The sequence below is a fragment of the Sediminibacterium sp. genome (genome assembly GCF_019264485.1).
In the GTDB taxonomy this organism is placed as follows: Bacteria; Bacteroidota; Bacteroidia; order Chitinophagales; family Chitinophagaceae; genus Sediminibacterium.
Map to the genome: position 1 here is coordinate 236120 of NZ_JAHVAA010000012.1, position 13663 is coordinate 249782.

Annotated in this window: 11 protein-coding genes and 2 tRNA genes; 2 read left to right on the forward strand and 11 right to left on the reverse strand. The window is 42.5% G+C overall.

Annotated features, from left to right (window positions below; all coding sequences use genetic code 11):
• Window positions 1-41 precede the first annotated feature (41 nt).
• Complete coding sequence (gene lepA / locus KXJ59_RS10680) at window positions 42-1826, reverse strand: translation elongation factor 4 (RefSeq protein WP_295204425.1); 1785 nt, start codon at window positions 1824-1826, stop codon at window positions 42-44.
• 148 nt (window positions 1827-1974) lie between these two features.
• Here lepA and KXJ59_RS10685 point away from each other — a divergent pair, with 148 nt between their 5' ends.
• Window positions 1975-2940: an ion channel gene (locus tag KXJ59_RS10685; protein WP_295204427.1), complete on the forward strand. Its 966-nt coding sequence runs from the start codon at window positions 1975-1977 to the stop codon at window positions 2938-2940.
• A gap of 98 nt (window positions 2941-3038) precedes the next feature.
• On the opposite strand, the gene tpiA is transcribed toward KXJ59_RS10685, so the two are convergent.
• The 8 genes from tpiA to KXJ59_RS10725 all read right to left on the reverse strand — a co-directional run bounded on the left by tpiA (window position 3039) and on the right by KXJ59_RS10725 (window position 8850).
• A complete protein-coding gene (gene tpiA, locus KXJ59_RS10690; RefSeq protein ID WP_295204429.1) occupies window positions 3039-3800 on the reverse strand; it encodes a triose-phosphate isomerase in 762 nt (253 codons plus the stop codon).
• A 113-nt stretch (window positions 3801-3913) separates the two neighbouring features.
• A complete protein-coding gene (locus KXJ59_RS10695) occupies window positions 3914-5071 on the reverse strand; it encodes a putative sugar nucleotidyl transferase (RefSeq protein ID WP_295204432.1) in 1158 nt (385 codons plus the stop codon).
• Window positions 5072-5105: 34 nt separating this feature from the next.
• Window positions 5106-5699 (reverse strand): DUF1287 domain-containing protein, encoded by a 594-nt coding sequence (locus KXJ59_RS10700; protein ID WP_295204435.1) that lies wholly within the window; start codon window positions 5697-5699, stop codon window positions 5106-5108.
• 326 nt (window positions 5700-6025) lie between these two features.
• Window positions 6026-6111 (reverse strand) — tRNA-Leu (locus tag KXJ59_RS10705).
• Between the two features lie 46 nt (window positions 6112-6157).
• Window positions 6158-6230: transfer RNA gene (locus KXJ59_RS10710), tRNA-Gly, on the reverse strand.
• A 72-nt stretch (window positions 6231-6302) separates the two neighbouring features.
• Window positions 6303-6506 carry a hypothetical protein gene (locus KXJ59_RS10715; RefSeq protein ID WP_295204439.1) on the reverse strand — a complete coding sequence of 68 codons (204 nt, stop codon included), beginning with the start codon at window positions 6504-6506 and terminating at the stop codon, window positions 6303-6305.
• 40 nt (window positions 6507-6546) lie between these two features.
• Window positions 6547-7578 (reverse strand): glycosyltransferase family 2 protein, encoded by a 1032-nt coding sequence (locus KXJ59_RS10720; protein ID WP_295204442.1) that lies wholly within the window; start codon window positions 7576-7578, stop codon window positions 6547-6549.
• A 129-nt stretch (window positions 7579-7707) separates the two neighbouring features.
• Complete coding sequence (locus KXJ59_RS10725) at window positions 7708-8850, reverse strand: serine hydrolase (protein WP_295204443.1); 1143 nt, start codon at window positions 8848-8850, stop codon at window positions 7708-7710.
• Between the two features lie 292 nt (window positions 8851-9142).
• Between KXJ59_RS10725 and rocD the strand changes: the two genes are divergently transcribed.
• On the forward strand, window positions 9143-10375 hold the full coding sequence (rocD, locus tag KXJ59_RS10730; protein WP_295204445.1) for an ornithine--oxo-acid transaminase: 1233 nt from the start codon (window positions 9143-9145) through the stop codon (window positions 10373-10375).
• A 74-nt stretch (window positions 10376-10449) separates the two neighbouring features.
• Here the strand turns inward: rocD and KXJ59_RS10735 are convergent, their stop codons facing one another.
• Both KXJ59_RS10735 and KXJ59_RS10740 read right to left on the reverse strand, forming a co-directional pair.
• Entirely contained in the window at window positions 10450-10842 is a 393-nt protein-coding gene (locus tag KXJ59_RS10735; protein WP_295204447.1) for a hypothetical protein, read from the reverse strand.
• Between the two features lie 105 nt (window positions 10843-10947).
• The gene (locus KXJ59_RS10740; protein ID WP_295204450.1) at window positions 10948-13509 is read right to left on the reverse strand and encodes a T9SS type A sorting domain-containing protein; all 2562 of its coding nucleotides are present in this window, start codon (window positions 13507-13509) and stop codon (window positions 10948-10950) included.
• Window positions 13510-13663: the final 154 nt, after the last annotated feature.

A 13663-nucleotide genomic window follows, 5' to 3' on the forward strand; every position in this document is an offset into this window, starting at 1 on the left:
ATTTCGAAGTTGGATATTCGATATTCGACATTCATCTGTTATTAATCGAGTTTCAGCACTGCCAGAAATGCTTCCTGTGGTACTTCTACGTTTCCAATCTGGCGCATTCGTTTTTTACCTTCTTTTTGTTTCTCCAGCAGTTTACGCTTACGGCTGATATCGCCACCATAACATTTGGCGGTTACATCTTTACGCATGGCGCTGATATTTTCACGGGCAATTACTTTTGCACCGATGGCAGCCTGTATGGCAATCTGGAATTGCTGTTTGGGTAATAATTCTTTTAATTTCTCACATAACCTGCGGCCAAAATCCTGTGCACGGCTGCGATGTATCAATGCACTCAAAGCATCTACTTTATCGTTGTTCAGCAGGATATCCATTTTAACAATATCTGCTTCGCGATAACCAATCGGACTATAATCGAAAGATGCATATCCACGGGTAGAGCTTTTCAGCTTATCATAGAAGTCGAATACGATCTCTGTTAAAGGCATTTCAAAAATCAGTTCCACACGTGATGGTGTGAGATAACTCTGGTTGATGAGGATACCACGTTTACCCAGACAAAGGGTCATGATATTACCGATATAATCAGGGAGTGTAATAATCTGTGCCTTGATAAAAGGTTCTTCAATACGGTCGATCTTAACCGTATCCGGCATTTCTGCTGGGTTGTTTACAATGATTTTTTCACCGCGTGTGGTATAGGCATTAAAACTTACGTTCGGTACCGTGGTAATCACCATCTGGTTGAACTCACGCTCCAGTCTTTCCTGGATAATTTCCATGTGCAGCAAGCCCAAAAACCCGCATCGGAAACCAAAACCCAGTGCCTGAGAGGTTTCCAGCTCGAAAGTAAGTGAGGCGTCATTCAACTGTAATTTATCCATACAGTCGCGCAGTTCTTCAAACTCATCCGTATTCACCGGAAATATTCCTGCAAATACCATCGGTTTTACTTCTTCAAATCCATTGATCATTTCACCCGGATTGGCGGCCAGGGTAATGGTATCACCTACTTTTACTTCTTTCGCATTTTTAATACCGGTAATAATATAGCCCACATCTCCTGCCCTTACTTCACTCTTGGGTGTCATGGTTAGTTTCAGCACCCCTACTTCATCCGCAAAATAATCGTTACCCGAGGCAACAAAACGAATCTTGTCTCCTTTTTTCAACACCCCATTAAGTATCCGGTAATAGACAATGATACCACGGAAGCTGTTGAATACACTGTCGAAAATCAATGCCTGTAATGGTGCTTCGGTATTGCCTTCGGGTGCGGGAATACGTTCAACAATGGCTTCGAGTATTTCTTCAATACCTATGCCTGATTTTCCGCTGGCCAGTAATATATCTTCCTGCTTGCACCCGATCAGGTCTACAATCTGGTCGGTTACTTCCGGAATTTTGGCCCCATCCATATCAATTTTATTGATGACAGGAATGATTTCGAGATCATTTTCAATGGCCAGGTAAAGATTACTGATGGTTTGTGCCTGGATACCCTGTGAAGCATCTACCAGCAATAATGCCCCCTCACAGGCTGCCAGTGCACGACTCACTTCATAGCTGAAGTCTACGTGCCCGGGTGTATCAATGAGGTTGAGTACATATTGCTCTCCCTTATGGGTATAATTAATCTGTATGGCATGACTCTTAATGGTAATACCTTTCTCCCGCTCCAGGTCCATATCATCCAGCACCTGGTCCATCATATCGCGCTCGGTAATGGTTTTGGTATGTTCCAGCAAACGGTCTGCCAGTGTACTTTTTCCATGGTCGATATGCGCAATAATGCAAAAATTCCTGATCTGCTTCATAAGTGCGCAAAGATACACGGAAAAGGGTCAAGACAGAAGATACCGGGTACAAGGTTATACAGATTTATACGCTTGTGGGAGTGTTTTGCGTGTACTTCGTTCGGCAAACAAGCTTTTCGCCTAAATTAGGGGTATAAGCCCGCAAATTATGCTGACCAGAAAACTGAACAAAAAAGCCCAGATCAACAATGAAACCGGACTGGGAACCAATACAACGCTAAGTGGCGGGGGCCGTTTTTTTAACCGAGACGGTAACCCGAATATGGAAGTAATGGGAATGAATTTATGGGAAAGACTAAATATCTACCATTCGCTGCTGACCATGTCGATGTGGAAATTTCTGCTGGTAGTGGTGGTTTATTTTCTGGGAACCAATCTCATTTTTACGGGTATTTATTACCTGATTGGCATTGAACATCTTGGCGGACTCCTGCAGGTACAGGGATTAGAATTATTCGGGGAAGTATTTTTCTTCAGCGCTCAAACTTTTACCACCGTGGGTTATGGACGTATTAATCCGATGGGGTTTGCCGCCAGTTTTACGGCCTCCATGGAAGCCTTAACAGGCTTAATGACTTTTGCCATTGCAACGGGTATTATGTGGGGCCGTTTTTCAAGACCCAAAGCCTATATACGGTATAGCAGAAATGCCATTGTTGCACCATTCAGAGAAGGAATTGCACTCATGTTCAGAATGGTGCCTTTTACAAGAAATTACCTGGTAAATGTGGAAGTAAAAGTTACGCTGGCCATGCAGGTACAGGAAGACGGACAAACGAAAAATCGTTTTTTCAACATGCCACTCGATATTGCCAAAGCCAATACCATGACGGCTAACTGGACACTTGTACATATCATCAATGAAGACAGTCCGATTTATGGTCTAACAAAAGAAGACCTTTCCAATGCACATGCAGAGATGCTGGTATTTGTGCAGGGTTTTGATGAGAGTTTTTCAAACACAGTGATCTCACGTACTTCTTATACCTACGAAGAATTTGTATATGGTGCAAAATTTCTGCCGATGTATCATCCAAGTGAAGATGGGATGAAAACGATACTCCATCTCGATCAGTTGGATGCATATGAACATACAGCATTACCCATTGCTTAAGTTTTTAGGTGAAGGATGGAACACAGATTATCATGATAGATCATAACAATCATGATAATCTGTGTTCCCTTATGCTGCAAAATTCTGAGACTACTCTCTTATTTAAGTGAATCAATAATCACTTTAAACTCATCAACTAAAAGTGAAGCACCTCCTACCAGACCACCATCCACATCGGGTTGAGAAAAGAGTTCTTTTGCATTGGAAGCTTTTACACTGCCTCCGTATAAAATGGTAATGGTGTTGGCTACTAGTTCACCATATTTTTCGGTTAACTGTGCACGGATATAGGCATGCATTTCCTGCGCCTGTTCGCTACTCGCTGTTTTGCCTGTACCTATGGCCCAGATGGGCTCATATGCAATTACTACCTGCTTTAGCTGATCAGCGCTAAGATGATATAAAGATTCTTCAAGTTGTGCTGCCACATACGCATTCTGTGTACCGGCTTCCCTGATTTGAAGCGGCTCTCCACAGCAGAAAATGGGTGTGATGTTATGTTCCAGCGCAATATTTAATTTTTCAGCCAGTAACTGGTTGCTTTCATTAAAATATTCCCTTCTTTCAGAATGACCCAATACCACATGTGTAATGCCTAATGACTGCAACATCAGTACAGAAGTTTCTCCTGTATAAGCACCACTTTTTTTGCTGTAACAGTTTTGTGCAGCAATCGCCATATTTGTATGACCCGCAAGTTTAGCCTGGGCCATGGCCAGGTAAGGGGCAGGAACAGCAAATACCACCTGTCTGTTCTCATTCAGTTCATATTTATTGCTCAACAACTGATCGAGCAATTGCTCTCCTTCCGTAAGGGTAAGATTCATTTTCCAGTTGGCGGCAGCTATTTGTTTCCTCATTGAATTGTTTTTTGAGATGGCGAAAATACGTTTTTTCCTCTGTGTTTTTTTCTGTGTCCTTCCGTGTTCTCAGTGGCAATTAAATGCCACTGAAAACAGAGAAGGCACTGAAATTATTTTTCATTTAGATGATGTAAAAAAATTTTTTCTGTATCAGTCAGGGCTGCGTTTTTGAGTTTTTTCCAGTTATCAATATCATTCAATGCTTTGTCCATTTTGTATTTCACTCCTTTACAACCCCAGCTGAAATCGGGAATGATATTGGGTAGTAATCCTTCTCCGAATACATTTGATGAAATACCGATTACCGTTCCGGTGTTAATAGATGAGTTGATGGCGGTGCGTGAATAATCGCCCATCATCACTCCACATTTATATCCTGCCTCTAAGTAATTATTAGCCGCTTCATTCCATACTTTAATCATCCCCGCTGTATTCTTCAGGTTACTGTTACTGGTACCTGCTCCCCAGTTGCACCACTCACCTATTACTGAATCGCCCATATATCCGTCATGTGCTTTATTGGAATAACCGATCATGATGCTATTCTTTATTTCACCACCTGCCATACAATTGGGTCCTAATGAAGTGGCACCATAAATACGGCTATTCATTTTTATTACTGAATTTGCTCCCATGGCAAAAGGCCCCCTGATAGCAGTGCCTTCCATCACTTCAGCCTGTTTTCCGATATAGATGGGACCTGTTGAGGCATTAAGGATACAATGTTCAATCCTTGCCCCTTCTTCCACAAAAATCTGATCGGTACCAATTAATTTATTGGTAGAAGAAATGGTAGCCGACTTTCTTCCTTTGATGACTGTTTCAAAATCTAAGCGAAGCATCCGGTCATTCCATTGTACCAGTTGCCAGGGATATTCAAAACGTTCCGCTAAAGGATGATCATGAATATGTGTAAAATGCTGAAGACTTTGTAAGGCTTCAAAAGCTGCAAAGGGAAAATGATGTTTACCAATGATCAGTCCTTTTTCATCGGCCCAACAGGAGCCGTTTGAAAGCCCCTGCATTTTATCCATCAAATCGGGTGTAGGTAATACTGCTGCATCAATCCAAATATGTTCAACAGTGTCCGGACAGCCATATAAATCCTGCAGGTAGGCCGCTGTATGTATATAAACAGTCATGCCGGTTAAGTGCTGCCAGCGTTCGGCCATGGTATATATACCCGTCCGCAGATAAGCCACCGACCTGGTTTTGGTAAGTGGAAAGAGACTGTTCCTGTTTACTGAATCGAATAGTACGATTGCCATCTATCAAACCTACAGGAAAATGATGAAAGATAGGTTATCGCGAATACCTGTAATGACCGATGATGGGATAATTAAACAAACAGTCTTCCAATACCTGACCGTCACCTATATTATGCACAATGAGATGTCTTTTCTTATCTGCTGATTTTTGCTTTACTACCAATCCAATATGTTTCATGCCTCTGTTAAGCGACCAGCAAACAATATCGCCGGGTTTATAATCAATGGCATTCTCCGAAACCGGTAATGAAGCACCTGAACGTTTGAAAAAAGTCATGAGGTTGGGCACCCTTCTGTGATCAATATTTTTATCGGTGCCAGTCATTCTCCATGCCCGCGGGTATTGACTGAAATGATTGCGCATGTCTTCATGTACCAGTTGCTGTAAATCGATATTGAGTTTTCTGTAAGCACGAATAATAACGTCTGTGCAAACACCCCGATCCACTGGTACATCTCCGTTCGGATAAGCTATAGAATAATAAGAAAGATCGTATGTTACTTTTTGTCTGACGAGCGTTGCGGCCGAGTCTGCCAGACGGTAGCAAAAATCGTTCTGAGCAACAGCATCATAAAAGCAGATCAGAAAAATAAAAACAAAGCAGTTTTGTTTCAAGGTACCGGGCATGGCTTCTTCTTTCCCCTGAAATGCAGTCGCGCTCTGTTTACATAAAAATAATTGTTAATTCGATAAGCCTTCTTTGCTTTCGCAGTAAGGTTGAAGACTACAGGATTGCTGTTTTATAACAAATTGATTTCCACTCTTCTCTAACGCCTTTGTTGGTTGCCTGACCAACAATTATATTTAGAAAGAATACGCAATACAGGTGCCAGTTTGGTTTCTTGAAAAAAACGTTGTTGGTCAGGCGACCAACATCGGCTGTACCCGGTACGGGAATCGAACCCGTCTTTCCTGAAAACAAAAAAGTCGCTCAATATTTGAACGACTTTTTGTGCCCCAGACGGGAATCGAACCCGTACTCGCGTTTCGGCGAACAGGATTTTAAGTCCTGCGTGTCTACCAGTTCCACCACCGGGGCAGGTGGTCAAAAAAAATCCCGTCACGCATGACGGACGGGATTACTGAGCGGAAGACCGGGCTCGAACCGGCCACCCCGACCTTGGCAAGGTCGTGCTCTACCAAATGAGCTACTTCCGCAGTCGATATAAGAACTAAATTGGGAGTGCAAAAATAGGATTCTACAACTCCTGACAAAATTTTTATTGGATTTTATTTGTATTCAGGGTTGTATTTACTGCTACCCTGCACTTCTACATCGGGCTTGCCTTTATAACGCTGGTTATACAGACGATAACATCCACCTAAAACAAAAGCAAGGATACAAAACACTTGCAGATAGAAGAGAAAACGTGATGAATTCACCCAGTTTCTGGTAAAATCTTTTTCCTGTGCGGCTTGTTGTTCGTTCGACATAGTTTTGAATTGCTGTGCAAAAATAAGGCAGCAGGTTTGATTATAAAATCTTTCTGCCAACAATTTCCTGAAAACGGGTTTGTTTCCTGATAAAATATTTCCATACTACAGTGCCCGTATACACGCCCACCAACTGTTTCATGGGTTTTGGCGCTTGCCCGCTTTTTTGCGCTCTGCCTTTACACCATATAAGTACCACGGCCCAGTGCGCTTTTACAATAGCTTTAAAAAAGTCAGTATCTCCCGCAAATAAGCCCTTCCAGGCCGATATACCATCGAGCGTAAACCGCAGTGGCAGTTTCCAGAGTTTTTCTTTCCAATGCAGGTTTTTCCCGAGCATCAGCAGGTTATTTCTGAAATTCAGGAACACTTTGCGCCCCCCTCTCGGCAGGGTGCCGGCACCTACATGGTATACTACAGACTGTGGACAGCTCATAATCCTGTAACCGGCCAGTTGCATCCGCCAGCAGAGATCAATTTCTTCCTGATGCGCAAAAAAACTGTCATCAAGTCCGCCCAGTTCATGGTATACTTTTGCCCTTACAAACATGGATGCCCCCGATGCCCAGAAAACGGGCTGGGGATCGTTGTACTGTCCTTCATCTTTCTCACAAATATCAAACACCCTTCCCCTTGAAAATGGGTAACCCAGGCTGTCGATCCAGCCACCGGCGGCACCGGCATATTCAAATAATGCAGGATGGTGATAGGATAATATTTTAGGCTGACAGGCCGCAATTGTTGTATCGCTTTCCAGCATAGTAATTATGGGTTCTATCCAATCTGGCGTTACCGATACATCCGAATTTAATAACACATAATAATCTGCTGCTACCTGTTTCAGGGCCCAGTTATAACCACCTGCAAAACCCTGATTGCTGAGGTTGTACAGACATTCAATTGCCGGATAATTGTTTTTCACATAATCCATTGAATCATCTGTAGAGGCATTGTCGGCCACCACTACCCTTTTATTCGAATAGGTTGATGCCATTACAGAAGGAAGAAAAGTTTCCAGGTAATTCCTTCCATTATAATTAAGGATAACAATCGCTACTGAGGGATGAGACAAGGAAAATGGTTTAGTTGCGAAAATAAGGAGAAAGAGAGGGAGTTGAATAATGAATATCGAATAATGAATATTGAATTTCCAGGTGAGATATCTGTTTACATGGAAATTCGATATTCATTATTCAATATTTTACATCCCTGCCTGCATTCCCCAATTAATCAAATAGCGTACTTCCTTGGGTACGGTGCGCTCGCGGATTTTGGAAGTTTTTTCTCCGAGCCTCACAATGACAGTTTTTTCGGAGGGGATAACAATAATATACTGACCCAATATTCCCCTTGCATAAAATACCTCAGGATTTACCGGATCAATCCACCACTGGTAGCCATAATAATCACAGGCTTTGCCTTTTAAATCGATGATACCGCAGGGTTTAATGGAACTGGCCCAGTATGCACTGTCGATAATAGCGGTTCCGTTCCATTTGCCACTGTCGAGCATCAGCTTACCGATCCGGGCAAAATCGCGCACATTTGAATTGAAACAACAATAGGCTTTGGTATGTCCTTTTTCTTTATCGGTACTCCATAATGCAGGATGTTCTGCACCCATGGGTTGCCAGAGTTTTTGTGACGCATAATCGCTTAGGCTTTGCCCAGTAGCTTTTTCTAATAAAAGACCCAACAATTGCGTATCCCCACTTTTATAAGAATGTACCGATCCGGGTTTGTCTTTCATTTTTACACCGGTGGCTGTTGCATATACGTCATTGCCATAATAGGCTTCAGAAGTAACAGAGAAGAGGTCCCAATACGATTCGTTCCAATCTGTTCCGCTACTCATGGTCAGCAGGTCTACAATTCGTACGGCGGCTTTTTCTTCTGTTTTAAATTCCGGCAAATAATTACCCACTGGTTCTTCGAGGGATTTAATTTTTCCTTCTTTCAAAGCCACACCAATCAATAAGCTGGTAATACTTTTGGCCACGGAAAAAGATCCCGATTTAGAACTGTCGCTATAGCCTTTCCAGTATTTTTCAAAAACCACCTGGTTATCACGTATCATCAGCAATCCAACTGAACCGAGTTCTTCCAGTAAAGCATTGAGTGTATCGGGATATGCTAATTTGTTATAATCAGCAGCTTCAGTCCATGGTTGTGGGGCAGCTACAGCTACTTCGTTATTACTGAATTTTTTATAATCATCTATATTGGCAAAATTGTAGCGGATAGCGGTAAAAAGAAAGGTTTTACCAGATACAAATGCATAGGCACTAAAACCAATGACAATGATGAGTATGATCCATAATACCCTGCGGAAGAATTTTTTCATGGCAACAAATTATGGTATTGAAATTAAGGTTTTTTATGATCCGACACCCTAGCTGCTGATTTTAAAAGCCGCGGATGCGTCAGAAAACACCTGCTTAAATCATGGCCTAAATAATATCCCCGACATCTATTGCTTACCTTTCAGTCAAGTTCTTTATCTTGCACTTAGAAAACAGCTTATGCATTTCCTGCGCCTTAATCTTGATTTCCTCGATCATCCTTGTAACTAAGGATATTTTTTCATTTGTTTTCTTCTCATTAAGCGTCTCTATTTTTTATTTAAAAAGGCATTTATGCTTACTCATACTATTTCAGCCAATACCGCTGCGTATTTGCAGTTGGAGGAACAATACGGTGCACATAACTATCATCCCCTTCCAGTTGTACTGGAAAAAGGAGAAGGTGTTTTTCTATGGGATGTAGATGGCAAACGTTACTACGATTTTTTAAGTGGTTATTCAGCCGTGAACCAGGGGCATTGTCATCCACGCATTATTCGAGCACTTACTACACAGGCACAAAAACTCACGCTTACTTCCCGTGCCTTTCACAATAACCTGTTGGGTGAATATGCACGCTTTATCAGCTCCTATTTTGGATACGATAAAGTGTTACCCATGAATACGGGTGTGGAAGGTGGTGAAACCGCCATTAAACTGGCCCGCAGGTGGGCTTATACCCAAAAAGGTGTTCCGGAAAACAAGGCAAAAATTCTTTTTGCAGAAGGTAATTTCTGGGGAAGAACACTGGCGGCTATTTCATCCTCCAGTGACCCCAGCAGTTACAAAGGTTTTGGTCCTTATATGCCAGGGTTTGAACTGGTTCCTTACAATGATACCATTGCACTCGAAAAAGCGTTGCAGGATAAAAATGTAGCCGCTTTTATGGTGGAACCCATACAGGGTGAAGCCGGAGTGGTAGTACCCGATGATGGGTATTTAAAAACAGTAAGGGCCCTCTGTACCGAATATAATGTATTATTTATTGCAGATGAAATACAGACAGGATTGGCCCGCACCGGTAAAATGCTGGCCTGCGATCATGAGTCTGTACAACCCGATATACTGGTATTGGGTAAAGCACTCAGCGGTGGTGTATTACCTGTTTCTGCAGTACTGGCCAATGATGAAGTGATGCTGAATATTAAACCGGGGGAACATGGTTCAACCTACGGTGGCAACCCATTGGCCTGTGCAGTTGCAATGGAGGCACTCACTGTTTTAAAAGAGGAGAAAATGGCGGAAAATGCCGAAGCAATGGGAGATTTATTAAGATCGGAACTTCATCAACTTCAATCTCCTTTTATCAAAATAATTCGTGGCAAAGGTTTATTAAATGCCATCGTTATTGAACACCCCAATCTTGATGCGTCGTGGGATATATGTCTGGCACTAAAAGAAAACGGTTTATTGGCCAAACCCACACATGGCGATAAAATACGTTTCGCTCCTCCACTGGTAATTACAGCAGATCAGGTAAAAGAAGCAGTGGAGATCATTGGCCGCTCGTTGAAGACGCTGGGGTAACAGAGGAGGAAAGAACAGAGAAACAGAGGAATAATATCATTTCGAAATTGAACATTCCTCTGTTTCTCTGTTCATCATTTTCTCTCTCCCACCGGCATGCTTGGAAACAGCACCATTAACTGTATAACAATGGCACAGCCCAGTATTGCGTAGAGTGCGGGTTGTTTTTCAGGACATTCGCCCAGCATACAGCTCGATACCAGTACATAATTTCTGATAGCCCATGCCAGATTGATGGCACCAATAAACACATTGGTTCTCTTGGCCCAGATACGCGGAATGGCAAAAAATAAAACCGCTGCTGAACAGAATATTACATGAAACAAACCAGGTCTTCCAAAACTGGTACCCTCGGCTGCAAAACCGGATATACTCAGGTTTTTACTGATTACAATGCTCCAGGGGAAAAAACAACATATGACCAAACCGATAGCGGCGGCTATACCTATCTGCTGAGAATATTTCATGATGGAATACTTAGGCTGCGAAGCTAAAGATTTTTGGGAAGAAGTGCGTTTTGAGCTGCCAGCTACCAGCCTCAAGATGATGCGTCAATATAAGAACTCGCTGTTTTATTTCAGGCTGGCAGCTAGAAGCTGAAAGCTAGCAGCCTTCTCCCCTGCGCCAATTTTCACCAACTGAACAACCTTACGTTCTGTACCCTGTATCAATTCAACAATGTATTGTCCTGAAGTATAGCTTTGTCCAAACTGTATGGTACTGTTAGCCGTGAGCGACTGACGCTGTTCAATCAACCGGCCCTGCATGTCAGCAATACGCATGGAGATGGGCATATTGGATTGGCTGCTTTTTAACTGTACAGTAAAGAAATGAGTGGAAGGATTGCCCATTACTACCGGGTTCAATTTTTCTGCGTTTACAGACTGGGTAATATTTACCGCAAAAGATACACGCTGGCTGGCAACGCCATTTTCTACACTGGCTACCCAAAACCGATAAGTACCCGGTGTATTTTTTACCAGCGGTTCTATTGCTTTTGCATTAGGGGATGCAGTTTCAAAATATTGTACAGTGGTACCTGCTTTTGTTGTTACCTGCTGATCGAAACGAATAAAAGACAATTGTTTCAGGCTCTCATAGCTGGCATCTTTTACAAGCGGCGCTTCTGGCTGAACTGTAACAGGAATAACAGCTTTCACCCTGCAGCCCTGCTGATCTGTTGTTTCAAATGAAACCTGTGTGGTACCCGGGCGAACAGCTTTTACATATCCACGCTGGTCAATTGTTGCAATTTCTTCCAGTTGACTCTTCCATTTTCCATCGGGTATACCAGCGCTTAACTGGCGGGTTTGACCAGCAACCATTTTATTATATCCATGGATCACCGGAGTCATGGATACAGGTAAAACAACAAATGATGCTTTGCTTTCTGCTATACAACCTTCTTTTTCTGCGGTGAAAGAAATAACCACTTCACCTGCACTGATTCCTTTTATATTTCCTGCTTCTACTTTTGCGATAGCAGTATCACTGCTTCCCCACTGTCCCTGTAATAAAATGGTACTTAATGGTAAGCTGCTGCCAGCACAAACCTGCTGTGTTTTAAATGAAGACCCACCAGACTGCTGAATCAATTCAGGTGCCAATGTTACGGGGGGTACTGCCGGTGAAGCTTTTACTTCAATGGTTTTAGCTGTAGTACTTACACAGCCAAACTCATCTTTTATCTCGTACGAGATGATGGTAGTACCATTTTGCTTTCCAAACAGTATTCCTTTTTCGTTGATTGCTGCAATATTGCTATTACTGGTCATCCATTTGCCATCTTTTGCATCAATTTTCAACTGGTATTCTTTTCCGCTGCAAATCATTTCTTCTGTTACAATTGGCGCAACGACTGGCAGATCATGAATTTCAAATAAACCAGAGGCTTCTACAGTACCATTTCTGTATACTATATCTGCCTGATAGGTTCCGGGGCGTGTTGCCTTAAAACGAAAACTATACCTGGTGGTTGATTCAGGATTCTGAAAAAATTGAATGCGATGATTGTACTGATCTGCTACGTAAATATTGTCTTCATTATCTACAAACAAACCATAGGAATAATTAAACTGATTTATATTATTACCCTGACCATTTCCACCGGCAACTGTAATACCGGTTTTGGCTCCGGGTGTCCAACGCTGTATACGCTGATTGGTCTGATCAGAAATAAACAAATCTCCTGCAGCATTAATAGCTATATCAGTCGGAAAATACAATTGCCCTGCTCCTTTTCCTCTTCCCTGTCCGCCTGCAACGGTGATTCCTTTTTCTGCGTCTTTTTGCCAGGCCTGTACCCTGTCGTTAGCAGCATCTGCTATAAAAAGGGTACCTGTTTTATCAATCTTTATACTGCTCGGATATTGTAACTGGTTGGCCGCATTTCCTTTGCCATTTCCGCCTGCAACAGTTACTCCGGCAGCTGCGCCGGGTACCCAGCGCTGAATGCGGTGATTGTAATTATCAGCTATATAAATATTACCGGTTTCATCCAAACAAATACCAAAAGGCATATTAAACTGGTGGGCTCCTGCTCCCCTGCCATTACCTCCAGCAACCGTAATACCTATTACAGAACCCGGTGTAAACATCTGTATACGGCTGTTTGCCGCATCGCTTACATAGATATTACCTTTTGTGTCTACCGCCACAGACATCGGATAATTTAACTGATCGGCATCGTCACCCTGTCCGGATACACCTGCCACAGTAATTCCTTTTGCCGCCCCGGGGATCCATTTTTGTACACGGTGATTAAACTGGTCGGCTATATAAATATTACCTGAAGCATCTACTGCAATTCCTGTAGGAAACCTGAACTCATCGTCTCCGGTACCTTCTCCATTACCACCTGCCACTGTTTTAACCAGTGATGGTGTAAAAGATGTATGCACCTGCTGTCTGTTGTGCTTCCATACAATACGTTCTACTTTTGGAGAAACAGCTTCCATAGAAAGCTCGGCATTAATGCAAAGTGTAGTGCTGCTTAAAACGGGTTTCGTAGCTGCAGTAAGGAGACTGTCGCTTGCCGATGCATTCATCATTAAACCAATCAATAACACCCAAATCAACAAGGCTGTTTTAAATTCAGACTTTGAGTTGTTTTGGTATGTTTTGATGATTTGCATTGGGCCCTGATGTCCTTTGATTTTGACAATACAAAGTGACTTCAATCCGGGTCCCTGGCATATAACGGCATCTGTGAAAAAATAGTAGTAGCAGGTACTTTTATGGTAGCAACGGAACTACATTAGTAAGCCAGTACAATTCATGATGCTTTTA